The organism is Pseudomonas batumici (assembly GCF_000820515.1).
Classification (GTDB): domain Bacteria; phylum Pseudomonadota; class Gammaproteobacteria; order Pseudomonadales; family Pseudomonadaceae; genus Aquipseudomonas; species Aquipseudomonas batumici.
In genome coordinates, this window is sequence record NZ_JXDG01000007.1 from 82,123 (window position 1) to 104,920 (window position 22,798).

Genomic DNA, 22,798 nt, shown 5'->3' on the forward strand with positions numbered 1-22,798 from the left:
CCTAAGGTCGCAGCTGCAAGCCGTCCTGCGACATAAGGTCTATTCATGCCGACTAACGGACAACGTGGTCCCCAACGCCAGATTCCGCTGCTGTCGTCCCTGCCGCGCCCGCTGTATGCCCGGGCCGAGAGCCTGAACGCCGGGTCGTGGACGCCCCGTCATCGTCATGACTGGGTGCAGTTTTCCTATGCCATCAGCGGAGTGCTGGGCGTGCACACCGCCGAGGGCAGCTTCTTCGCGCCGCCGCAGTGGGGGGTGTGGATTCCCGCGGGGCTGGAACATGAGGTGGTCACCTCGATGCGCGCGGAAATGCGCAGCCTGTATGTGCGTCGCGAGGATTGCCAGTGGGCGCCGTCGCGCTGCCGGGTGCTGGAAGTCACGCCGCTGGCGCGGGAGCTGATCAAGAGTTTCTGCCTGCTGCCGGCCGAGTATCCCGAGGACGGCGGCAGCGAAGGGCGCCTGGTGCAGGTGTTGCTGGATCAGTTGGCGGGACTGCCGGAGGTGGGGTTCTCGTTGCCGTTGCCGCGTCATTCGCGTTTGCTAGGCTTGTGCAACGAATTGATTGAAAACCCCGAGCTGGGCGTGACCCTGGGGCAGTGGGCCGAGCGCCTGGGGATGTCGGAAAAAACCCTGATGCGGCTGTTTCAGCGTGAGACGGGCCTGAGTTTTCGTGGCTGGCGCCAGCGGGCGCGATTGCTGTCGTCGCTCAGTGTGCTGGAGGAGGGCGACAGCGTGACCCGCGCCGCGCTGTCCTGTGGCTATGACTCGACGTCGGCCTTTATCGCCGCATTCAAGGGCTTGTTCGGCTATACGCCTGGGGAGCTGTTCCGCCACTGAGTGGAGGAACTTTGGATACGTGATACGTCCCCTGCTCAACGCGGTCACTTGTAGGAGCCGGCTTGCCGGCGATGACGGCCGCAAGATCGATGCAAGACTTGCTGGCCTCATCGCCGAAAGCCCGGCTCCTACAGGTGGGGCGGGGCCTCAGGTCCGGAAACGCTTGACCAAGGCATCCAGCTCGCTGGACAGCCCCGCAAGGCCCTGGGAATCGAGCCGCGCCGAGTTCGCCAGTTCCGCCACCAATTGCGCATCGCCATGGATCTGGCTGATATGTCGGTTGATGTCTTCGGCCACGTGGTGTTGCTCTTCGGCCGCCGTGGCGATCTGGGTGTTCATGTCGCGGATCACGTCCACCGATTCGCGGATCTGCCCGAAACTGGTGCGCGCCAGGCCGATGCGGTTCACCGACTCCTGCGACACCTCGAGGCTGGCATGCATCTGCTGGGCGACCTGACTGGTGCGCTTGGCCAGGTTGCCCAGCAGTCCGTCGATCTCCGCCGTGGAGTCGGCGGTGCGCTTGGCCAGGGCCCGCACCTCGTCGGCCACCACCGCGAAGCCGCGACCCTGTTCACCGGCCCGGGCCGCTTCGATGGCGGCGTTGAGCGCCAGCAGGTTGGTCTGTTCGGCGATCGAACGAATGGTGCCGAGAATCGACTGGATATTGTTGCTGTCGCTCTCCAGTTGCTGCATCGACTGGGCCGACTGTTCGATCTCGTGGCTCAACTGGTCGACGCTGCTGACCGCCGCATCGATCTGTTGCTGGCCTTCACGGGCCTGGCGCTGGCCGCTGTCGGCCGATTCGGCGGCCTGGCTGCAGGAGCGCGCGACTTCGTTGGCGGTGGCGACCATCTCGTGGAAGGCCGTGGAGACCATGTCCACCGCCTCGCGCTGGCGCCCGGCGGCGTCGGCCATGTCCCCGGAAACCCGGGTGGAGTTCCGTGACGAATCGAGAATCTTGTTCGCCGACAGGCCGATATGCTGGATCAGGCTGCGGATTGCGCCGAGGAACTGGTTGAACCAGTTCGCCAACTGCGCGGTTTCGTCGCTGCCACGGATCTGCAGGTTCTGGGTCAGGTCGCCTTCGCCCTGGGCGATGCCTTCCAGGCCGCTGGCCACGCTGCGGATCGGCCTTACGATGAGGCTGGCGAAGCTAGCGCCGACGATGGCGAAGATCACCGCGAGCACGGCGGCGATGATTGCCACCAGCCAGGTCAACTGGTTGGCGGAGCTCATCACTTCGCTTTGCTTGATCAGACCGATGAAGGTCCAGCCCAACTGCTCCGATGGCCAGACATTGGCCATGTAGTGCTCGCCGTTGAGGTCGACTTCCACCAGGCCCTTGCCGGCCTTGGCCAGGTCGGCATAGCCGCTGCCGAGGCTGCCCAGCGCCTTGAAGTTGTGCTCGGGCTGCTTGGGGTCCACCAGCAGGTTGCCGCTGTTCTCCATCAACATCAGGTAGCCGCTGTCACCGAGCTTGATCTGTTTGACGATCTCGGTGAGCTGCTTGAGGGTCACGTCGACACCGATTACACCACCCTGGGGGCCCAGCTTGTTGTCCACGGTGCGCACGGTACCGATCATCACGGCGTCGTCGGGGGCCCAGTAGTAGGCGGAGGTCCGCAGGGTCTTGCCGGGACTGGCTATCGCGGTCTTGTACCAGGGACGGACGCGAGGGTCGTAGCTGGCCAGTTTCGGGTCGGCCGGCGTGGAGGCGTAGCCACCGTTGCCAACGCCGTAGGACACGTAGGAATAAGCCGGATGGGCCTGTCTCATGCCCTCGAGCAGGTCGTAGATCTGTTTGTCCTGTTCGTTAAGAGCAATTTGCGCGGCATCGGCGCTCATGTAGCTCTTGATCGCACCATCGGAGTTTTTGATCAGCGGCTGGTTCGTCAGGTATTCGACGTTCTGGCTGACACCGTCGAAGAACAGTTGCATGGCGTTGCTGACCTGGCGGATCTCCCGGCCGCTGCCGTCGACAAAATTGCTGCGCGCTTCGCTACGCAGGTTCAGGACCACCAGGGTGGCGACCAGTACCACCGGCAAACAGGCGATGATTGCAAACGCCCAGGTCAGTTTCTGCTTGATGTTCATCCGCGCTCCAGATTTTTCTTGTAGACCCCGGGCGTGCCGGGCACGTGCGGTCTGTAATAGGGCAGCTGTGAAAGTGTGATGTGCGCTGAAAATCCGTTTCGCTGGTGGTGGATCGATTGTCCGACAAAAATGCCTCTGTCTCAGAGCGCTTCGGCTGGTGCGGGAAAAAGTTGAGGTACGGGGCGCATATTCTGATTTTTTCCTGGCCTGTTCGTCGGAATAATCTGGCACATTGAGTGCATTGGAGAGTATTCGAGGTCGGCATCCTCTCCCCGCTGTGAGAGGATTGCCGTATAACGAGTGACATTCGCGTGTTTGGCAATAAAGGACCCCCAATAAAAGCTGATGAAGACTCCAAAACGCATTGAACCCCTGATCGAGGACGGTCTGGTCGACGAGGTGCTGCGCCCACTCATGAGTGGTAAAGAAGCAGCGGTTTATGTGGTGCGCTGTGGCAACCAGCTACGTTGCGCCAAGGTCTACAAGGAGGCGAATAAACGAAGTTTTCGTCAGGCGGCCGAGTATCAGGAAGGCCGCAAGGTGCGCAACAGCCGGCAGGCACGCGCGATGGCCAAGGGGTCCAAGTTTGGGCGCAAGGAAGCCGAGGACGCCTGGCAGAACGCGGAAGTGGCGGCGTTGTTCCGTCTGGCCAATGCCGGTGTGCGGGTGCCCAAGCCGTTCGACTTCCTGGAAGGCGTGCTGTTGATGGAGTTGGTGGCGGACGAGTACGGCGATGCCGCGCCACGCCTCAACGATGTGGTCCTGGAGCCGGAACAGGCGCGCGAGTATCACGCGTTCCTGATTTCCCAGATCGTGCTGATGCTGTGTACCGGTCTGGTGCACGGTGACCTCTCGGAGTTCAACGTGCTGTTGACGCCGCAGGGGCCGGTGATCATCGACCTGCCCCAGGCGGTGGATGCGGCGGGCAACAACCATGCGTTCAGCATGCTGGAGCGTGACGTCGGCAACATGGCGTCCTACTTCGGGCGTTTTGCCCCGGAGCTCAAGCGTACGCGCTATGCCAAGGAAATGTGGGCATTGTACGAGGCCGGCACCTTGCATCCGGCCAGCGTCCTGACGGGCGAGTTCGACGATCCGGAAGAGCTGGCGGATGTCGGCAGTGTCATGCGCGAGATCGAAGCCGCGCGTTTGGACGAAGAGCGCCGGCAGGCGATCCGCGCAGCGGATGACCGGCCGCCGAGCAAGACCGAGGAGCCGCCTCCGCCGTGGATGCAGCAGTAAAGGGGTAAGGGAGAAATCCGGCTTCGGCCGGATTTTTTACTGACAGCAGCCCCCCGACGCCAGATCCTTGAGGATCGGGCAATCGGGCCGATGGTCGCCCTGGCAGTGTTCCACCAGATCCTGCAGGGTGTCGCGCAAGCTGGCCAGCTCCTCGATCTTGCGGCTCAATTCATCGATATGCTGGCGGGCCAGGGCCTTGACGTCGGCGCTGGCGCGTTGGCGGTCCTGCCAGAGGGTCAGCAACTTGCCGACCTCCTCCAGGGAGAAGCCCAGGTCGCGGGAACGCTTGATAAACGCCAGGTTGTGCAAATCCTGCGCACTGTACAAACGGTAGCCGCTGTCCGTACGGCTGGCGGTCTTGAGCAGGCCGATGGACTCGTAGTAGCGAATCATCTTCGCGCTCAGGCCACTCTGGCGGGCTGCTTGGCCGATGTTCATGACAACTCCTTCAGTCGAGGTCTTCGGGTTTCCAGGTCTTGAGCAGCAATGCATTGCTCACCACGCTGACACTGGACAAGGCCATGGCCGCTCCGGCCAGTACCGGGTTGAGCAGGCCGAAGGCGGCGAGGGGAATGCCGATCAGGTTATAGACGAACGCCCAGAACAGATTCTGCCGGATCTTCGCATAGGTCTTGCGACTGATCTCCAGGGCCGCCGGCACCAGTCGCGGATCGCCGCGCATCAGGGTGATGCCGGCCGCGTGCATGGCGACATCGGTGCCGCCGCCCATGGCAATACCGATATCGGCGGCGGCCAGCGCCGGGGCGTCGTTGATGCCGTCGCCCACCATGGCCACCACACCTTTGAGCTTAAGCTCGGCGACGATGGCGGCCTTGTCCGCCGGCAGTACCTGCGCGTGAACATCGTCGATGCCCAGGGCTTCGGTGACCACCCGGGCGCTGCCGCAGTTGTCACCGGTCAGCAGGTGGCTGCCGATCTGCCGCGCCTTGAGCTGTGCGATGGCTTGCAGGGCGCCGTGCTTGAGGGTATCGCCGAAGGCGAACAGCCCGAGCACGCGCGGTTGCGGGCTTTGTTCGATCAGCCAGGACAAGGTCCGGCCCTCGGCTTCCCAGGCGCTCGCCGCCTGCGCCAAGACGCCGGCATCCAGGCCGCTTTCCTCCAGCAGACGCTGATTGCCCAGGGCCAGGGTGCGCTCGCCGAGACGACCGGCGATGCCGCGCCCGCTCAGCGCGCGGCTGTCACTGACATCCACCGGCGTCAGGCCGCGTTCCGCGCAGGCGTCCAGCACCGCCTTGGCCAAGGGGTGTTCGCTACCGCGCTGGAGAGCACCGGCCAGTTGCAGCGCCGTATCGTCATCCGCGTCCGCGCTGACCAGGTGAGCGATGCGCGGCGCGCCGGAGGTGAGGGTACCGGTCTTGTCGAAGACCACGGTGCGGACTTCATGGGCGCGCTCCAGGGCTTCGGCGTCCTTGATCAGGATGCCATGGCGGGCGGCCACGCCGGTGCCGGCCATGATCGCCGTCGGCGTTGCCAGGCCCAGGGCGCAGGGGCAGGCGATCACCAGCACCGCCACCGCATTGATCAGCGCGGTCTCCAGCGGCGCGCCGAGCAGCCACCAGCCGATCAGCGTTGCCAGGGCCAGTAGCAGGACGGTGGGGACGAACACCTGGCTGACCTTGTCTACCAGTTTCTGGATCGGTGCCTTGCCGGCCTGGGCGTCTTCCACCAGGCGGATGATCCGCGCCAGTACGGTTTCGGCGCCCAGCGCCCGGGTTCTCACCAGCAACCGGCCTTCGCCGTTGATGGCGCCGCCGGTGACCTTGTCGCCCGGCTGCTTGGGCACCGGCAGGCTTTCACCGCTGATCAGCGCTTCATCGGCGTGACTGCGACCTTCGACCACCTCGCCGTCCACCGGGAAGCGTTCGCCGGGCAAGACCCGCACCAGGTCATCGAGGTGCAGGGCACTGATGGCAACGTCCTGCTCGCGGCCGTCGACCACCTGGATCGCTCGCTCCGGCCGCAGGGCTTCCAGGGCGCGGATGGCACTGGCGGTCTGGCGCTTGGCGCGGCTTTCCAGGTACTTGCCCAACAGCACCAGGGCGATCACCACCGCCGAGGCTTCGAAGTACAGATGGGGCATGCCGTCCGGGCCGGCATTGGCCCATTGATACAGGCTCAGGCCATAGCCGGCGCTGGTGCCGAGGGCAACCAGCAGGTCCATGTTGCCCGTCCCGGCCTTGACGGCTTTCCAGGCCGCCACATAAAAACGCGCGCCGAAGATGAACTGCACCGGTGTTGCCAGGGCCCATTGCAGCCAGGCCGGCAACATCCAGTGGTAGCCCAGCGGCTGGACCAGCATCGGCACCACCAGCGGCAGGGCCAGGGCAATCGCCAGCAGCAGGGCGATGCGCTCACGGCCCAGGCGCCGCGCCTGGTCCCGGGCGACGGCAACCTCGCCCTGCCGCAGGCTGGCGCCGTAACCGGCGTTGCTGACCGCGGCGATCAGCACGCCGGGGTCGACCTGGCCGAGCAGATCCAGATGGGCCCGCTCACTGGCCAGGTTGACGCTGGCCCGCTGCACGCCCGGCACCTTGGTCAGGGCACGTTCTACCCGGCCCGCGCAGGAAGCGCAGGTCATGCCGGCGATATCCAGTTCCAGGGTTTGCGTGGGCACGCGGTAGCCGGCCTGCTCGACGGCACTGAGCAGCGCCGGCAGGCTATCGGCCGGGGCCTGGACGCGGGCCTGTTCGGTGGCGAGGTTGACGCTGACGGCACTGGCACCCGCCACCTTGCTCAGGGCGCGCTCGACGCGACCGGCGCAACTGGCACAGGTCATGCCGGCGATCGGCAGGTCGAAGAGGGTGGATTCGAGCATGGGCAATACTCCTGGAGAAGTTGCCCACAGCATCAACCTTGCCACCTTGGCAAGGTCAAGCCGTTATTGATAACCCAACGACACTTGTCGCAAGCGCAGGCCTTCCGGGCCGCCGACGATGGCGAACTTGCGCACCTCCCCACCGTTGAGCCGGATCACCTGTTCGGGGGTGGCCAGCATGCCGGCGTTGCAGCCGGGGGCCTGCCCCGGCAAGGATTTCAGGCGGACGGAGACATTGCCCGGCGGCAGGTTGAACGAGGTGGACTGTTCCTGGAACAGCCGCCCGGACAACTGATCCTGGAGATAGATGCCGATTTCGCAGGAGGTGGACACTTCCAGGCGCTCGCGAGAAATGATCAGCACGGCATAGTTCTCTCCGGCCGCGCTGGCGAAGGGGCTCGCACCGAAAAGGCTGAGAAGGCCGAACAGGCTGAAAACTGACCAGCGCATGGCTGAATCTCCTACGGTTTGATCGTCGATGCCGAAGCTTGGCGCAGGCCCGCGCTAAATGCCAGCCCGGCAGTGTCGCCAGTAACTTGACCTTGCCATAGTGGCAAGCTTGAAACTCCAGGCATTCCCCAATGAAAGGAGCCGTGTCATGCAAGTCTTCAATGTCCAGGGTATGTCGTGTGGCCACTGTGTACGGGCCATTACCCAGGCGGTTCAGGCCCGGGATCCGGCGGCCGATGTGCGGGTCGACCTGGCGGCGAAGGAGGTGGGGGTCAGCAGCAGTCGGCTGTCGGCGGAGGACGTGCTCAGCGCGATCAGCGAAGAAGGTTATGAGGCGAAGCTGGCCAACTGACAATGCAGGTTTTTTAATAGTTAGCGACCTATCAGAATGTTCAAGGCTGCTTCGCGCCGCTAGACTAGCCGCCCGCGCCGATCTTCCCTGGACACCTGATGAACCTGCGAACCATCCTGATTCTCGGAGCCCTGAGCGCCTTCGCGCCTTTGGCCATCGACTTCTACCTGCCGGGATTTCCGGCCATGGCCACGGCCTTCGGGACCGATGAAAAACATGTCCAGCTGACCCTGGCCGTGTATTTCCTCGGCCTTTCCATCGGCCAGTTGGCCTACGGCCCGGTAGCCGATCGCTTCGGTCGGCGGGTGCCGTTGCTGGCGGGCGTGGGGTTGTTCACCGTCGCGTCCCTGGCCTGCTCCTTCGCACCTAGCCTGGAGTGGCTGATTGCCGCGCGTTTCGTCCAGGCCCTGGGCGGTTGCGCCGGGATGGTGATTTCCCGGGCGGTGGTCAGCGACAAATGCGATGCAGTGGGGTCGGCCAAGGTCTTCTCGCAACTGATGCTGGTGGTGGGGCTGGCACCGATCCTGGCACCGATGCTCGGCGGTGTGCTGGTCAACCTCTATGGCTGGCATTCGATCTTTATCGCCCTGACCTTGTTCAGTGCCATGGCGGGCATCGCCGTGACCTTCGGCCTGCCCGAGAGCTTGCCGGCCCATCAGCCGCGTCCTCCATTGTCGGGCGCGCTGCGCCAGTACGGTCGCCTGTTATCGGACCGCCTGTTCCTCGGCCATGCCCTGACCGGCGGCATTGCGATTGCTGGGATGTTTGCCTACATCGCCGGTTCACCGTTCGTTTTCATCAAGCTCTATGGGGTGCCGGCCGAGCACTACGGCTGGCTGTTCGGCAGCAATGCGGCGGGCTTCATCCTGACGGCACAGGTCAATGCCCGCTTGCTGGCCAAGCGCGGCCCGGCCTTCTTGCTGGCGCGCGCGGTGTGGGTTTACCTGCTGGCCGGCCTGACGCTGCTGGGGATCAGCAGCCTGCACACGGAACAACTGTGGCCCTTGCTGGTGCCGTTGTTCATCTGCATTTCCAGCCTGGGCTGCATCCTGCCCAACGCCTCGGCCTGTGCCATGAACGGCCAGGGCGCGCGCGCCGGCAGTGCCTCGGCGACGCTGGGTTGCCTGCAGTTCGGCGTGGCAGCGGCCGCAGCGTCATTGGTCGGCGTGCTGCACGATGGCAGCGCCGTACCGATGGCCCTGGTCATCAGCCTGTGCGGTGTGCTGGTGGTTACGCTGGCCGTGTCGACCCGCCGTGTAAAGAACGCGCGAGTCATCCAGGGCTAGGTCCCCGACGTGGGGTCAGCCTGTGGCGCGTTGCTGGCGGTCGGGAAAAACGTGGGGGGCCTGCAGCCTGGCTTGCAGGGTGCTGACAAAGGCGCGGGCCTCGGATTCGCTACGGAAGGTCACCACGTGCTGGTCCAGGCGGACCTGCCATTGATTGCCGTGGGGCCTGGTCAGTTCTTTAACCAGTATCTTCATTGCGTACTTCCTCCTGTTGGTAACGGCTCATTCTCGTTTTCTTGAAAATGACTGCATAAAACCAAAACAGCAGTGAGGACTCGAGTGTAGCGCGGATTTCCTACCGGAAAATGACACGGCTCAAACATCTGACTGGTGGTTGCTCTATTTTTTGCGGGAGCAAACCTTTCTCATAAACCCCCGACTCCGGACACGCCGCGACCTCCTGTAGGAGCCGGCTTGCCGGCGATGGCGACCGCTCAGACGATGCAAGGCTTGCGGGCCTCATCGTCGGAACGCCGCCCGCAGCAAGCTGGCTCCTACAGGGGGAGGGTGTTGTCAGGTCGACAGGCGTGCGGAATTCGACTCAGAACCCCTCCAGCACGATCTTGCCCTTGGCCTTGCCACTTTCCAGCAATTCATGGGCGCGGCGCAGGTTGGCGGCATTGATCTGGCCGAAATGCTCGCCCAGCGTGGTTTTCAACACCCCGGCATCGATCAGCTCGGCGACGCGGTTGAGCAGGTTGTGCTGTTCGATCATGTCGTCGGTCTCGAACATCGAGCGGGTGTACATGAACTCCCAGTGCAACGACAGGCTCTTGCGCTTGAGCTTGCTGATATCGAGGCCCTTCGGGTCGTCGATCAGGGCCAGCTTGCCCTGGGGCTTGAGGGCTTCGACCAGTTGGTCGAGGTGGCTGTCGGTCTGGGTCAGGCTGGCGACATGGGTCACCTGCGCCTGCCCGTGGGCCCTGAGTTCTTCACTCAACGGCCGGCGGTGATCGATGACCAGGTCCGCGCCCAGCGCCCTCACCCAGGCCTGGGTTTCGGGGCGCGATGCGCTGCCGATGACTTTCAGGCCGGTCAACTGGCTGGCGAGCTGGGTCAGGATCGAACCCACGCCACCGGCGGCGCCGACGATCAGCAGGCTCTGGCCCTGATCCGCCTTGTCCTCGGCGATCTGCAGGCGCTCGAACAGCAGCTCCCAGGCGGTAATGGCGGTCAGGGGCAAGGCGGCGGCCTCGGCGAAACCCAGGCTGTTCGGCATGCGCCCGACGATGCGCTCATCCACCACGTGCAGTTCGCTGTTGGCGCCGGGACGCGTCAGGGAGCCGGCGTAGAAGACCCGGTCACCGACCTTGAACAGGCTGACATCGCTGCCCACCGCCTTGACCACACCGGCCACGTCCCAGCCCAGCACCTTGGCCTCGCCGTTTTCCGGCGGCATGAACTGGCGGACCTTGGTGTCCACCGGATTGACGGAGATGGCCTTGACCTCCACCAGCAGGTCGCGGGGGCCGGCGACCGGGGCGGGCAGCTCGATGTCCTGCAGGGACTGCGGGTCGTGGGCGGGCAGGGACGTGTAGAAGGCGATGGCTTTCATGGGGGCACTCCAGGGGGCAGTGATTTCGATGGCGCCATGATTGGCTATTTCCCTTGGAGATAAAACCGGCTAAAACAGCAGTCTCTTTCAATATTTTTTTGATAATGCCGGAGCCCGTCATGCTGCGTTTCGACGACTTGCAGTTGTTCGTCCGTGCCGCCGACCTCGGCAGCCTGTCGGCGGCGGCGCGGGTCATGGACATGTCGGCGGCGGTGGCCAGCGCCGCGCTGAAGCGCATCGAGCAGCAACTGGGCGCGCGCCTGCTGGCGCGCTCGACCCGCAGCCTGAGACTGACGGCCGAAGGCGAGGGCTTCCTTGAATATGCCCGGGCGGCGTTGAGCCAACTCGATGAGGGGCGCCGCCTGCTGGCCCGCGGTCAGGACCAGGTCAGCGGCGTCCTGCAGTTGTCGGCACCCTCGGACTTCGGACGCAACCTGCTGCTGCCCTGGCTGGACGAGTTCCAGCGCGAACACCCGCAACTGACGGTGCGTCTGCTGCTGGGGGATCGCATTGCCGACCTGTTCCGCCAGCCGGTGGACATTGCCTTGCGTTATGGCGAACCGGAGGACTCCAGCCTGGTGGCGCTGCCCGTGGCGCCGGACAATCGCCGCGTGCTGTGCGCGGCACCGAGCTATCTGGCGCGGCACGGCGAGCCCCACACGCTGGCGCAACTGGCACAGCACAACTGCCTGCTCTATATGCTGAACAGCCGGGTCCATGACCACTGGAGTTTTCACGACGGCAAGCGCGACGTCGGCCTGACCGTCAGCGGTGATCGGTTCAGCGACGATGCCGATGTGGTGCGGCGCTGGGCGGTGGCCGGTGCCGGGATCGCCTACAAATCCTGGCTGGATGTGTCGGCCGATGTCCTCGCGGGACGTCTGCGGGTGCTGCTGCCGGAACTGCGCTGTGAGCGCGCGCCGCTGAATTTGTTGTGCGCCCATCGCGCCCAATTGAGTAAGCCGGTGAACCTGTTGCGCGAGATGTTGAGCCGGCGATGCGCGCAGCTGGGGCGCCTGGCGCCGGTTTCCCGTGCATGAGACACGCCGATCTCGAAGAGGTTCTGTTACAACCCGTTCAGGAATAAAGGTCGGCTCCGGGGACATTGTGGTTTAGGCTGCTTGCATTGGATCCAATATCCTTTCGGCGGATCACGCATTTTGTTTCATTCGCCGCCGTTGATTGCCAAACGACGAAGAATCGCCCGCTTTTTGGCATTTTCGCGCCTTGGCTTGGGCGGGATTACTCCTCAGTATGCCCCGTGTGCGTTAGATCAATGTTTCAACAGGGAGTGAAGACATGGAATATGCACCTTGCGTCAGTCAGATTGCCACGTTGCTTGCCGACCCCAAGCGCAGTGCGATGATGTGGGCGTTGTTGGATGGCAGCGCGCGGGCTGCCGATGAGTTGGCCCTGTGCACGGGCCTGTCGCTGTCCTCGGCCAGTGCCCACCTGGCGCGCCTGAGTTCAGGCGGCCTGGTCCGTACCGAGGAGCGGGGCCGCAAGCGCTTCTTCCGGCTCGCCGCCCCGGAAATCGCCACGGCGGTGCAGGCCCTGGCCAGCGCTTCATTGGCCAGTGCGCCGCTGGCCATGGCGCATGCGGTCAAGGCCCTGGCACCGGATGCCGAGGCCCTGCGCCATGCCCGGATTTGCCACGACCACCTGGGAGGCGAACTGGCCTGCGAGCTCTACCAGCGTCTGCTCGGGGCGGGCTGGATCGAACAGCAGGAGTTGCGGCTGCGGGTGACCAGCAAGGGCGCTGCCCGTCTGGCTGAGCGCGGCCTGTACATCCAGGCGCTGGCCCATGGGCAGCGCGAGATCGCCTGTGTCTGCCACGATGTGCAACGCCGTCCCCACCTGGGTGGCGCGCTGGGCGCCGGGTTGCTGCAACTGTTCCTGCAATCGGGTTGGCTGGCCTTGCGGGAAGACTCCCGGGCCTTGCAGGTTTCCGCCCTCGGGCAGCGGCAGATCGACAAACTGGCCAGTGAAATCGAGCTCGAAATGGCCGGCTGAGTCCCGGTGGCCTGCCGCATGGATGCGGCGGGCGTCGCTCAAGACTGCGAACAGGTCGTATCCAGAAACCGCTCCCCCCGACGATACCGCACACTCGATCGAAGATTCGAATCGAGGGATATCCCATGGAAGCTCAAGGCTACAGTGCGGCGGAACGACTGGAACGATTGCCCATCAGCGGTTATCACCGATGGATTTTCATCATCATTGCCCTGGCGTTTTTCTTCGACTCCATGGACCTGGCGATGATGACCTTCCTGCTCGGTTCGATCAAAACCGAGTTCGCCCTCGGCAGCGCCCAGGCCGGCTTGCTGGCCAGTTCGAGCTTCTTCGGCATGGTGGTGGGGGCTTCGCTGTCGGGCCTGCTCGCCGACCGTTTCGGGCGCAAGCCGGTGTTCCAGTGGAGCATCGTGCTCTGGGGCGTGGCCAGTTACCTGTGCTCCACCGCGCAGACCGTCGAGACGCTGACGCTGTTTCGCATCCTGCTGGGGTTCGGCATGGGCATGGAGTTTCCCATTGCCCAGTCGATGCTCTCGGAGTTGATTCCGGCCAAGCGGCGCGGGCGCTATATCGCGTTGATGGACGGCTTCTGGCCCCTCGGCTTTGTCGCGGCGGGGGTGCTGTCCTATTTCCTGCTGCCGCTGGTGGGCTGGCGGGACATCTTCCTGGTGTTGGCGATACCGGCGGTGTTCGTCCTGGCGATTCGCTTTTTCATCCCGGAGTCGCCGCGCTGGCTGGAACAGGCCGGGCGACATGCAGCGGCTGACACGGTGCTGCGTGGTATCGAGGAGCGGGTGCGCACGTCGCTCCGGCACGCGACGCTGCCGGTCCCGGTGCGCCTGCCCCGTGGCGTGGAGCGTGTGCCGAGTTTCCTTTCGGCCTTTCGACAGTTGTGGTCGCCGTTGTACCGCCAGCGCACGATGATGATCTGGAGCGTCTGGTTCTTTGCCTTGCTCGGTTTCTACGGCCTGACCTCCTGGCTCAGTGCCTTGCTGCAGCAGTCGGGTTTCGCGGTGACGCAGTCGGTGTATTACACGGTGCTGATTTCCCTGGGCGGGATTCCGGGCTTCCTGATGGCGGCCTGGCTGGTGGAGCGTTGGGGGCGCAAGCCGGTGTGCGTGGTGACCTTGCTCGGTGGTGGGGTCATGGCGTTTTTCTACGGGCAGAGCGCGGTGTTTGGCGGCAATGTCGGCTTGCTGGTGGGCTCGGGGTTGTTGATGCAGTTCTTCCTGTTCGGCATGTGGGCGGTGTTGTACACCTACACGCCGGAGTTGTACCCGACCTCGGCGCGGGCCACGGGCTCCGGTTTTGCCTCGGCGGTGGGACGGATCGGTTCGTTGCTCGGGCCGCTGGTGACCGGGCTGGTGTTCCCGGTGACGGGGCAGGGCGGGGTGTTTGCCCTGGGGGCACTGTGCTTCGCGGTGGCGGCGGTGCTGGTCTGGCGCTTTGGCATGGAGACCCGGGGCAAGGCGCTGGAGGAGTTGAGCGAGGTGGTGCGGATATAAGGCCGAACCCGGTCCTTTGTGGGATACGCGGATTTGTGGGAGCCGGCTTGCTGGCGATGGGGGCAGTCAGCCTTGCATCGTCTGATTGGACGCCATCGCCAGCAAGCCGGCTCCTACAGTTCGGTGGTGTTTGTCAGACCCTGAGCATCAGGGTTTGACCAACCGCGCATCCAGGCTGTTCTGCGCCAGGCGTTGGGCCTGTTCCTTGGTCATGCCCAGGTGGGTGTGCAGGGCGTGGAAGTTCTCGGTCACATAACCGCCGAAGTAGGCCGGGTCATCGGAGTTCACCGTGACTTTCACGCCGCGTTCGAGCATGTCGAGGATGTTGTGCTGCGACATATGGTCGAACACGCAGAGCTTGGTGTTCGACAACGGGCAGACGGTCAGCGGGATCTGTTCGTCGATGATCCGCTGCATCAGTCGCTCGTCCTCGATGGCCCGTACGCCGTGGTCGATGCGCTGGATCTTCAGCAGGTCGAGGGCTTCCCAGATGTACTCCGGCGGACCTTCCTCGCCGGCGTGGGCGACGGTCAGGAAGCCTTCGGCGCGGGCGCGATCGAAGACCCGCTGGAACTTGCTCGGCGGGTGACCCATTTCCGAACTGTCGAGCCCGACCGCGACAAAGGCGTCGCGGAACGGCAGCGCCTGGTCCAGGGTCTTTTGCGCCTGCTCTTCACTGAGGTGACGCAGGAAGCTGAGGATCAGGCCGCTGCTGATTCCCAGTTGCTGTTCGCCATCCTTGAGGGCCGCGGTAATGCCGTTGAGCACCACTTCGAAGGGGATGCCCCGGTCGGTGTGGGTCTGGGGATCGAAGAAGGGTTCGGTGTGGATCACGTTCTGCGCCTTGCAACGCAGCAGGTAGGCCCAGGTCAGGTCGTAGAAGTCCTGGGAGGTGCGCAGCACGTCGGCGCCCTGGTAGTAGAGGTCGAGGAATTCCTGCAGGTTGTTGAAGGCATAGGCCTTGCGCAGGGTCTCCACATCGCTCCACGGCAGGGCGATCTTGTTGCGTTCGGCCAGGGCGAACAGCAGCTCCGGCTCCAGCGAGCCTTCCAGGTGCAGGTGCAGTTCTGCCTTGGGCAGGGCATTGAGCCAGTCGTACATGGTTTTTTTCTCATCAGGTGCAGATGGTGCACATTCTACAGGTGTCTGTTGAAACACTTACCAGGGAATCGTCTCGCCCTTGTAGTTGATGAAGTGATGTCCGCCCCTGCCGGCATAGGCATTGACCTGGTCGATCAGGCCACGGACGCTGGTCGCCACGTCGATGTCCGCACCTTCGCCGCCCATGTCGGTTTTCACCCAGCCCGGGTGCATCGACAAGACCGTGAAGGTCGGCGCCTCGATTTCGCTCAGGAAGGTGCTGACCATGGAGTTCATCGCCGCCTTGCTCGCCTTGTAGAAGGCCAGCTCCGGCGCATCGGGCGTGGTCACGCTGCCCAGGCCCGAACTCATGAAGGCGATGACCCCATTGCCCCGGCGAATCTGGCCGACGAAGCGCTGGGCCAGGGCCACCGGGGCGATGGCATTGGTCATGAACAGCTGTCCGATCTCCGCCAGCGAGGCGTTGCCCGGTCTCTGGTCCTCGGGACCCTTGACGCCGGCATTGACGAACAGCAAGTCGAAGACCTGGCCTTCCAGGCGTTGCGCCAGCGCGCTGACCGCTGCCTGATCGTCCATGTCCAGGGCTTCGATCCGTACCGGGCCGAGGGCCTTGAGGGCATCGGCCTTGTGCACGTCGCGCACGGTGGCGGTCACGTTCCAGCCGTCGGCCAGCAGTTGTTTGGCCAGCCCGAGTCCGAGGCCTCGGGAAGCACCGATGATCAATGCGTTTTTAGGGTTCATGAGCAAACTCCTTGTCAGATGAAAGTCCGGTTCTCAATGGACAACTTTGTTGCAGGCGATGCTGCAATTCCAGACGCAATTCGCCCAGTTCGGCGATGCGCGATTCGATCAGCACCAGCTTGTCTTGCAGCAGTTGCGTCACGGCGCTGTCGGCATCCGGCGCGTTCCACAGCCCGGCGACGCTGCTGCCGATTTCACCCAGGCTGAAGCCCAGGCGCTGGGCGGTCTTGATGTACTGCACCAGTTGCACCATCTCGGGAGGATAGTCCCGATAACCGTTGGCGCTACGTCGGGCTTTGATCAAGCCGCGCTGTTCGTAGAAACGCAGGGTGTCGCAACTGACGGCACAGGTCCGCGCCAACTCACCGATACGCATGCCCGTCGCTCTCCGGAAGGACTTGACCTTGGAGCATACTCCAGGCTTTAGCCTCTGTGCTCCTCGAATGTTTATGGAGAGAGCGCATGTGGACCACAGAACAGTACCGTCGACTGGTTCGGGCCAGCGCCTGGTATGACTTGATCGTCACGGCGGGCTTTGTCACGCCCTGGAGTTTTTTCGCCCTGCACGCCGCCCTGCTGGCGCTGGCCACGGCGCTGAACCTGCCCGGAAGCTTTCCGCCGTTCGCACCCGTGCACCTGTTGATGGCGAACCTGCTGGGCTCGATCGTTTGTGTCTGGGCCATATTGCGCATCCGCGACCCGCAACGGACATTCGGCCGTTATGACGCGGTGGGCCGGATGCTGTTCGCAACCTGGCAGGCTTACGCCCTGAGCCAGGGGGCGAGCATGATCATTGGTGTGTTCCTGTTCTTTGAACTGGCCTGGGGGATCGCGCAGTTATTGCCGGTGCGCGGGACATCCGATCAGGCCATATTGGCTGATATGACCTGATCAAAAAACGATCAAATCTCCGCAGGCTTGGCCGGATCGGCTACCCGGCCACCCTTGCACGGCTTATCCACAGGTTGCTCCACAGTATCTGTGTGCAAGCTCGAGGCTCGGCTATAAAGGTCATTCGGCTATTTTCCAAACGCGATAAACCCCGGTAACTCGCTGTTTACTGGATGATTTTGCGCGGCTGGAGGGTGATTGGACAAAAACTGATCAGCGGCCGCAAAGCCACGTTGCAGAAGGGGTACAGCCGGATGTGCTCAGGTTATCCACAGCCGGGTGCACAGTGACTGTGGGCAACCGGCTGGTGTGTTCCGGGTGAGGGGCCGAGGACGCTTACGCCTGGCGCTGCAAGAGAATGCGTCCGCGACTGAGATCGGCCAGTTGCCGTTGCAGCGTATCGATCTGGGCTTCGCCCACGGCCAGCTCCAGTTCCACGCCATTGGCGGTGAACTGTTCTTCCACGATCAGGCCACCCAGCTCGGCCACGCGCAGTTTGACCAGCGCCAGTTCGCTGAAGCCGCAGGCACAGCTCAGGGCAACCCGACTGATCAGCGGCAACCGCTCGGCATTCTGCAGACACTTGTTGGCGCCGCCGCCATAGGCGCGGGCCAACCCACCGGTGCCCAACTGGATGCCGCCGTACCAGCGGATGACCAGCACCACGACCTGGTCGCAGTCCTGGGCCTCGATGGCGGCCAGGATCGGCCGGCCCGCGGTACCGCCGGGTTCGCCGTCGTCGCTGCTGCGGTACTGGTCGGCCAGCTTCCAGGCCCAGCAGTTGTGGGTGGCATCCAGATCGCTGTGTTGCTCGATGAAGGCCTGGGCCTCGGCGACGCTGGTGATGGGGGCGGCGAGGGTGATAAAGCGGCTTTTGCGAATTTCCTCTCGGTATTCGCAAACGCCGGCAAGGGTAAAAGGCATACGGGGATTCGGCTTCGTGGATCAGAGGGGCGGCGTCAGGCCGCAACCCTTGAGGATGATACGGATCAGGTTGTCGCTGGCGTCTTCCATGTCCTGCTTGGTCAACCGCGGGCGACCGGTGACCCGGCAGATCTGGGTAGCGAAGTCGGCGTAATGCTGGGTGCTGCCCCAGAGCAGGAAGATCAGGTGCACCGGATCGACCGGGTCCATCTTGCCCGCATCGATCCAGGCCTGGAACACATTCGCCCGGCCCTGGAACCAGGTGCGGTAGTCCTGGTTGAAGTGCTCGGTCAGGCATTCGCCGCCGCTGATGATTTCCATGGCGAAGATCCGCGAGGCCTGTGGCTGGCGACGGGAGAACTCCATCTTGGCGCGGATGTAGCGGGTCAGGGCCTGGGCCGGGTCGTCATCGGCGCTGAGGTGATTGAAGGTATTGTCCCACTGTTCGAGGATATTGCTCAGTACCGCGATATACAGGCCCAGCTTGTGGGTGAAGTAATAATGCAGGTTGGCCTTGGGCAGCCCGGCGTTCAGGGCGATGGTGTTCATGCTGGTGCCTTTGAAACCATGGCGGGCGAATTCGTCTTCGGCGGCCTTGATGATCGCTTCCTGGTTTTTCTGGCGAATTCGGCTGGCGGGCTTTCCGGCAAGGGCAAGGGCTTCAACGGTCATAGGCAGTTCCGAGCGGGTCTGTGGGTGTAACCCGTGCACAGATAGCGTACCCACGGGGTTCAGACAAGTCCTGTCATCATATAAAGCCTTGATACGGGGCGATTCGGTCGCTTTCAGGGCCATTATTTACGCCGCTCGGATATGTGGGAGCCGGCTTGCTGGCGATGGACGTCAACGATAACGCGGGGTATCTGAAACCACGCGGCGCTCTTGAGCTCATCGCCAGCAAGCTGGCTCCTACAAGGGGCGCTGTGTTTTCAGAGCGGTGGATATCTTCAACGGGTCGCCGCCAGGCTCTCGAGGAAACTTTCCAGTACCAGGTGCGGACGCCGGCCTTTGCGCGTCACCGAGGCCAGGCTCAGGTCATAGAAGCGGCTGCCGGCCTTGAGCGCGCGCAGCCGACCTTGCTGGACCCAGAGGCTGGCATAGTGGTCGGGCAGATAGCCGATATAGCGTCCGGTCAGGATCAGGAAGGCCATGCCTTCGCGGTCCGAGGCGCTGGCGGTGCAATTGAGCGCCTGATAATGCGCCTGGATCTCGGCCGGCAGGCGGAAGGTCGGGGCGATGGCATCCTGGGCGTTGAGACGGTCATCGTCCAGTTGCTTGTCGTCCACATAGAACAGCGGATGCCCCACCGCGCAGTAGAGCAGCGAACGCTCGCTGTACAGCGGTTGATATTCCAGGCCCGACAAGGCGCTGGCCTGGGGGACCACGCCGACATGCAGGCGGCCGTCGAGCACGCCCTGTTCGACCTCGTTGGGCGCGATCATGCGGATCTGGATCTGCACATCCGGCCCACGCTCCTTCAACTGGGCCAGCGCATGGGTGATGCGCATATGGGGCAGGGTCACCAGGTTGTCGGTCAGGCCGATGGTCAGTTCGCCGCGCAGATGCTGGTGCAGGCCGTTGACCTCGGTGCGAAAACTTTCCAGGGCGCCCAGCAGTTGCAACGCCGAGTGATACACCTCGCGACCTTCCTCGGTCAGCGAGAACCCGGCTCGTCCGCGTTGGCACAGGCGCAGCCCGAGACGCTGCTCCAGATCGCTCATCTGCTGGCTGATGGCCGAGCGGCCGATACCGAGCACGGTTTCCGCCGCGGAAAAGCCGCCGCATTCCACCACGCTGCGAAAGATACGCAGCAAGCGGATATCAAAGTCGCTGACTTGGGCCAGGGGATCGGGACGGCGGCTGCTCATGGCGGGGTCATATAGTTTAGTGATTGGCTGACTGAACATTAGAAAAGTTGCATTTCACCGACTTTATCGCCATGGCAACTTAGCTGCAAGAACGCTTTCAACTCCTGCACTGCTTATTGCCCTGCGAGGTTTCGCCCATGAACATGTCTGAAAACGCCCCGTCTTCCCTGGCCAGCCAGCTCAAGCTGGATGCCCACTGGATGCCCTACACCGCCAACCGCAACTTCCAGCGTGACCCGCGGCTGATCGTCGGCGCCGAAGGCAGTTGGCTGATCGATGACAAGGGCCGCAAGGTGTACGACTCGCTGTCCGGTCTGTGGACCTGCGGTGCCGGGCACACCCGCAAGGAAATCCAGGAAGCGGTCGCCAAGCAACTGGGCACCCTCGACTACTCGCCGGGCTTTCAATACGGTCACCCGCTGTCGTTCCAACTGGCGGAGAAAATCACCGCGCTGACGCCGGGCAATCTGAACCATGTGTTCTTCACCGACTCCGGCTCCGAGTGCGCCGACACCGCGGTGAAGATGGTGCGCGCCTACTGGCGCCTGAAAGGCCAGTCCACCAAGACCAAGATGATCGGTCGTGCCCGTGGTTATCACGGGGTGAATATCGCCGGCACCAGCCTGGGTGGCGTCAACGGCAACCGCAAGCTGTTCGGCCAGGCGATGATGGATGTCGATCATCTGCCCCACACCCTGTTGGCGAGCAATGCCTTCTCCCGTGGCATGCCGGAGCAGGGTGGGATCGCCTTGGCCGATGAGCTGCTCAAGCTGATCGAACTGCATGATGCGTCCAACATCGCGGCGGTATTCGTCGAGCCCCTGGCCGGTTCCGCCGGCGTGCTGGTGCCGCCACAGGGCTACCTCAAGCGCCTGCGGGAAATCTGCGACCAGCACAACATCCTGCTGGTGTTCGACGAAGTGATCACCGGTTTCGGTCGGACCGGCGCGATGTTCGGTGCCGACAGCTTTGGCGTGACCCCGGACCTGATGTGCATCGCCAAGCAAGTCACCAACGGCGCCATCCCGATGGGCGCGGTGATTGCCAGCAGCGAGATCTACCAGACCTTCATGAACCAGCCGACTCCCGAGTACGCCGTGGAGTTCCCCCACGGCTACACTTACTCGGCGCACCCGGTGGCGTGCGCGGCGGGCCTGGCGGCACTCGACCTGCTGCAAAAGGAAAACCTGGTGCAGAGCGTGGCCGAAGTTGCGCCGCACTTTGAAAATGCCTTGCACGGTTTGAAGGGCAGCAAGAACGTCATCGACATTCGCAACTACGGCCTGGCCGGCGCGATCCAGATCGCTGCCCGTGACGGCGACGCCATCGTGCGTCCCTTCGAAGCCGGCATGGCCTTGTGGAAAGCCGGTTTCTACGTGCGCTTCGGCGGCGACACCCTGCAGTTCGGCCCAACCTTCAACAGCCAGCCGCAGGACCTTGATCGCCTGTTCGATGCGGTCGGTGAAGTGCTGAACAAGCTCGACTGATCCTTCCTATATAGAAGGCCAACCTTAATTCCGTGCAGGAGCGAGGTGACTCGCTCCTGTCTGCCCCTGTTCTGGAGCCCCGCAATGAGCGCAATTCAACATTTGATCGACGGCCAACTGGTCAGCGATTCCGGTCGCACGGCCGCTGTGTACAACCCATCCACCGGTCAGGTCATCCATCAGGTACCGCTGGCGGATCGCGAAACCATCCAGCAGGCCATCGATTCGGCCAAGGCGGCCTTTCCGGCCTGGCGCAATACGCCACCGGCCAAGCGTGCCCAGGTGATGTTCCGCTTCAAGCAACTGCTGGAGCAGAACGAGGCGCGCATCGCCCAACTGATCAGCGAAGAACACGGCAAGACCCTGGAAGACGCCGCTGGTGAGTTGAAGCGCGGTATCGAGAACGTCGAGTACGCCTGCGCCGCGCCGGAGTTGTTGAAAGGTGAATATAGCCGTAACGTCGGTCCGAACATCGACGCCTGGTCCGACTTCCAGCCGCTGGGCGTGGTGGCTGGCATCACGCCGTTCAACTTCCCGGCGATGGTGCCGCTGTGGATGTACCCGTTGGCGATCGTTTGCGGCAACTGCTTCATCCTCAAGCCGTCCGAGCGCGACCCGAGCTCGACCCTGCTGATCGCCCAGCTGCTGCTGGAAGCCGGTTTGCCCAAGGGCGTGCTGAACGTGGTGCACGGTGACAAGACCGCGGTGGATGCCCTGATCGAGGCGCCGGAAGTCAAGGCCCTGAGCTTCGTCGGTTCGACCCCGATTGCCGAGTACATCTACGCCGAAGGCACCAAGCGCGGCAAGCGCGTCCAGGCCTTGGGCGGGGCGAAGAACCATGCGGTGCTGATGCCGGATGCGGACCTGGACAACGCGGTCAGTGCCTTGATGGGCGCGGCCTATGGTTCCTGTGGCGAGCGTTGCATGGCGATCTCGGTGGCCGTTTGCGTGGGCGACCAGGTGGCGGACGCGCTGGTGGCCAAGCTGGTGCCACAGATCAAGGCGCTGAAGATCGGTGCCGGTACTTCGTGTGGGCTGGACATGGGGCCGTTGGTCACCGGTCAGCATCGCGACAAGGTCAGCGGCTATATCGAAGAGGGCGTGGTGTCGGGGGCGCAGTTGGTGGTCGACGGCCGTGGCTTGAGCGTCAAGGATCATGAAGAGGGCTTCTTCCTCGGCGGCTGCCTGTTTGATCGCGTGACGCCTGAGATGCGCATCTACAAGGAAGAGATCTTCGGGCCGGTGCTGTGCATCGTCCGGGTCAACAGCCTGGAAGCGGCCATGCAACTGATCAACGATCACGAATACGGTAATGGCACCTGCATCTTTACCCGTGACGGTGAAGCGGCGCGCTTGTTCTGCGACGAGATCGAAGTGGGTATGGTCGGGGTCAACGTACCGTTGCCGGTGCCGGTGGCGTATCACAGCTTTGGCGGTTGGAAACGTTCGCTGTTTGGCGACCTGCATGCCTACGGTCCGGACGGTGTGCGTTTCTATACCCGGCGCAAGGCGATCACCCAGCGCTGGCCGCAACGTGCCAGCCATGAGGCGTCGCAGTTCGCTTTCCCGAGCCTGTAAACCGTCGGGGGGTGAACTCGGTCCCTGTAGGAGCTGGC

At 63.5% G+C, this 22,798-nt stretch carries 22 protein-coding genes and 1 pseudogene; 10 read left to right on the plus strand and 13 right to left on the minus strand.

The annotated features are described in order from the left end of the window. The first annotated feature begins 45 nt into the window (after positions 1-45). On the plus strand, positions 46-837 hold the full coding sequence (locus tag UCMB321_RS03890; RefSeq protein ID WP_040064011.1) for an AraC family transcriptional regulator: 792 nt from the start codon (positions 46-48) through the stop codon (positions 835-837). A gap of 147 nt (positions 838-984) precedes the next feature. Here the strand turns inward: UCMB321_RS03890 and UCMB321_RS31680 are convergent, their stop codons facing one another. Next, on the minus strand, positions 985-1,752 hold the full coding sequence (locus UCMB321_RS31680) for a methyl-accepting chemotaxis protein (RefSeq protein WP_425338527.1): 768 nt from the start codon (positions 1,750-1,752) through the stop codon (positions 985-987). A gap of 90 nt (positions 1,753-1,842) precedes the next feature. Next, a pseudogene (locus tag UCMB321_RS31685) lies at positions 1,843-2,931 on the minus strand (cache domain-containing protein); the annotation flags it as partial. A gap of 345 nt (positions 2,932-3,276) precedes the next feature. On the opposite strand from UCMB321_RS31685, the gene UCMB321_RS03900 reads away from it, so the two are divergent. Further along, positions 3,277-4,173, plus strand: a complete 897-nt coding sequence (locus UCMB321_RS03900; protein WP_040064013.1) for a PA4780 family RIO1-like protein kinase — start codon at positions 3,277-3,279, stop codon at positions 4,171-4,173. A gap of 36 nt (positions 4,174-4,209) precedes the next feature. On the opposite strand, the gene cueR is transcribed toward UCMB321_RS03900, so the two are convergent. The 3 genes from cueR to UCMB321_RS03915 form a co-directional block, all read right to left on the minus strand. Then, positions 4,210-4,611, minus strand: a complete 402-nt coding sequence (gene cueR, locus UCMB321_RS03905) for a Cu(I)-responsive transcriptional regulator (protein WP_040064016.1) — start codon at positions 4,609-4,611, stop codon at positions 4,210-4,212. Positions 4,612-4,621: 10 nt separating this feature from the next. Next, on the minus strand, positions 4,622-7,009 hold the full coding sequence (locus UCMB321_RS03910) for a heavy metal translocating P-type ATPase (protein WP_040064017.1): 2,388 nt from the start codon (positions 7,007-7,009) through the stop codon (positions 4,622-4,624). Positions 7,010-7,072: 63 nt separating this feature from the next. Next, the gene (locus tag UCMB321_RS03915) at positions 7,073-7,459 is read right to left on the minus strand and encodes a hypothetical protein (RefSeq protein ID WP_040064019.1); all 387 of its coding nucleotides are present in this window, start codon (positions 7,457-7,459) and stop codon (positions 7,073-7,075) included. Positions 7,460-7,607: 148 nt separating this feature from the next. Here UCMB321_RS03915 and UCMB321_RS03920 point away from each other — a divergent pair, with 148 nt between their 5' ends. Both UCMB321_RS03920 and UCMB321_RS03925 read left to right on the plus strand, forming a co-directional pair. Beyond that, entirely contained in the window at positions 7,608-7,811 is a 204-nt protein-coding gene (locus tag UCMB321_RS03920) for a heavy-metal-associated domain-containing protein (RefSeq protein WP_040064021.1), read from the plus strand. Between the two features lie 98 nt (positions 7,812-7,909). Continuing rightward, complete coding sequence (locus UCMB321_RS03925) at positions 7,910-9,097, plus strand: multidrug effflux MFS transporter (RefSeq protein ID WP_040064023.1); 1,188 nt, start codon at positions 7,910-7,912, stop codon at positions 9,095-9,097. Between the two features lie 15 nt (positions 9,098-9,112). Here UCMB321_RS03925 and UCMB321_RS03930 read toward each other — a convergent pair whose 3' ends face one another. Continuing rightward, a complete protein-coding gene (locus UCMB321_RS03930) occupies positions 9,113-9,292 on the minus strand; it encodes a hypothetical protein (RefSeq protein WP_040064024.1) in 180 nt (59 codons plus the stop codon). Positions 9,293-9,638: 346 nt separating this feature from the next. Beyond that, on the minus strand, positions 9,639-10,652 hold the full coding sequence (locus UCMB321_RS03935; RefSeq protein ID WP_040064026.1) for a zinc-binding alcohol dehydrogenase family protein: 1,014 nt from the start codon (positions 10,650-10,652) through the stop codon (positions 9,639-9,641). Between the two features lie 119 nt (positions 10,653-10,771). On the opposite strand from UCMB321_RS03935, the gene UCMB321_RS03940 reads away from it, so the two are divergent. The 3 genes from UCMB321_RS03940 to UCMB321_RS03950 all read left to right on the plus strand — a co-directional run bounded on the left by UCMB321_RS03940 (position 10,772) and on the right by UCMB321_RS03950 (position 14,170). Beyond that, positions 10,772-11,692, plus strand: coding sequence for a LysR family transcriptional regulator (locus tag UCMB321_RS03940; RefSeq protein ID WP_040064028.1), 921 nt, complete (start codon positions 10,772-10,774; stop codon positions 11,690-11,692). A gap of 259 nt (positions 11,693-11,951) precedes the next feature. Further along, a complete protein-coding gene (locus tag UCMB321_RS03945; protein ID WP_040064029.1) occupies positions 11,952-12,665 on the plus strand; it encodes an ArsR/SmtB family transcription factor in 714 nt (237 codons plus the stop codon). A gap of 125 nt (positions 12,666-12,790) precedes the next feature. Next, a complete protein-coding gene (locus UCMB321_RS03950) occupies positions 12,791-14,170 on the plus strand; it encodes an MFS transporter (protein ID WP_040064031.1) in 1,380 nt (459 codons plus the stop codon). 147 nt (positions 14,171-14,317) lie between these two features. Here the strand turns inward: UCMB321_RS03950 and UCMB321_RS03955 are convergent, their stop codons facing one another. From UCMB321_RS03955 to UCMB321_RS03965, 3 genes are read right to left on the minus strand one after another with little or no spacing between them, the layout of a single operon-like run. Further along, complete coding sequence (locus UCMB321_RS03955; protein WP_040064032.1) at positions 14,318-15,271, minus strand: adenosine deaminase; 954 nt, start codon at positions 15,269-15,271, stop codon at positions 14,318-14,320. 57 nt (positions 15,272-15,328) lie between these two features. Continuing rightward, entirely contained in the window at positions 15,329-16,012 is a 684-nt protein-coding gene (locus UCMB321_RS03960) for an SDR family oxidoreductase (protein WP_040064034.1), read from the minus strand. After that, on the minus strand, positions 16,002-16,388 hold the full coding sequence (locus UCMB321_RS03965) for a MerR family transcriptional regulator (protein WP_052451066.1): 387 nt from the start codon (positions 16,386-16,388) through the stop codon (positions 16,002-16,004). The genes UCMB321_RS03960 and UCMB321_RS03965 overlap by 11 nt, the downstream gene beginning before the upstream one ends. An 86-nt stretch (positions 16,389-16,474) precedes the next feature. Between UCMB321_RS03965 and UCMB321_RS03970 the strand changes: the two genes are divergently transcribed. After that, the gene (locus tag UCMB321_RS03970) at positions 16,475-16,903 is read left to right on the plus strand and encodes a hypothetical protein (protein ID WP_040064035.1); all 429 of its coding nucleotides are present in this window, start codon (positions 16,475-16,477) and stop codon (positions 16,901-16,903) included. Between the two features lie 336 nt (positions 16,904-17,239). Here the strand turns inward: UCMB321_RS03970 and UCMB321_RS03975 are convergent, their stop codons facing one another. The 3 genes from UCMB321_RS03975 to UCMB321_RS03985 all read right to left on the minus strand — a co-directional run bounded on the left by UCMB321_RS03975 (position 17,240) and on the right by UCMB321_RS03985 (position 19,695). Further along, the gene (locus UCMB321_RS03975; RefSeq protein ID WP_040064036.1) at positions 17,240-17,827 is read right to left on the minus strand and encodes an IMPACT family protein; all 588 of its coding nucleotides are present in this window, start codon (positions 17,825-17,827) and stop codon (positions 17,240-17,242) included. A 21-nt stretch (positions 17,828-17,848) separates the two neighbouring features. After that, positions 17,849-18,505, minus strand: coding sequence for a TetR/AcrR family transcriptional regulator (locus UCMB321_RS03980; RefSeq protein ID WP_425338528.1), 657 nt, complete (start codon positions 18,503-18,505; stop codon positions 17,849-17,851). Between the two features lie 269 nt (positions 18,506-18,774). After that, the gene (locus UCMB321_RS03985; RefSeq protein WP_040064038.1) at positions 18,775-19,695 is read right to left on the minus strand and encodes a LysR family transcriptional regulator; all 921 of its coding nucleotides are present in this window, start codon (positions 19,693-19,695) and stop codon (positions 18,775-18,777) included. Positions 19,696-19,832: 137 nt separating this feature from the next. Here UCMB321_RS03985 and aptA point away from each other — a divergent pair, with 137 nt between their 5' ends. Next, complete coding sequence (gene aptA, locus UCMB321_RS03990) at positions 19,833-21,182, plus strand: omega-aminotransferase AptA (protein WP_040064039.1); 1,350 nt, start codon at positions 19,833-19,835, stop codon at positions 21,180-21,182. Between the two features lie 84 nt (positions 21,183-21,266). Continuing rightward, the gene (locus UCMB321_RS03995; protein WP_040064040.1) at positions 21,267-22,760 is read left to right on the plus strand and encodes a CoA-acylating methylmalonate-semialdehyde dehydrogenase; all 1,494 of its coding nucleotides are present in this window, start codon (positions 21,267-21,269) and stop codon (positions 22,758-22,760) included. Positions 22,761-22,798 lie beyond the last annotated feature (38 nt).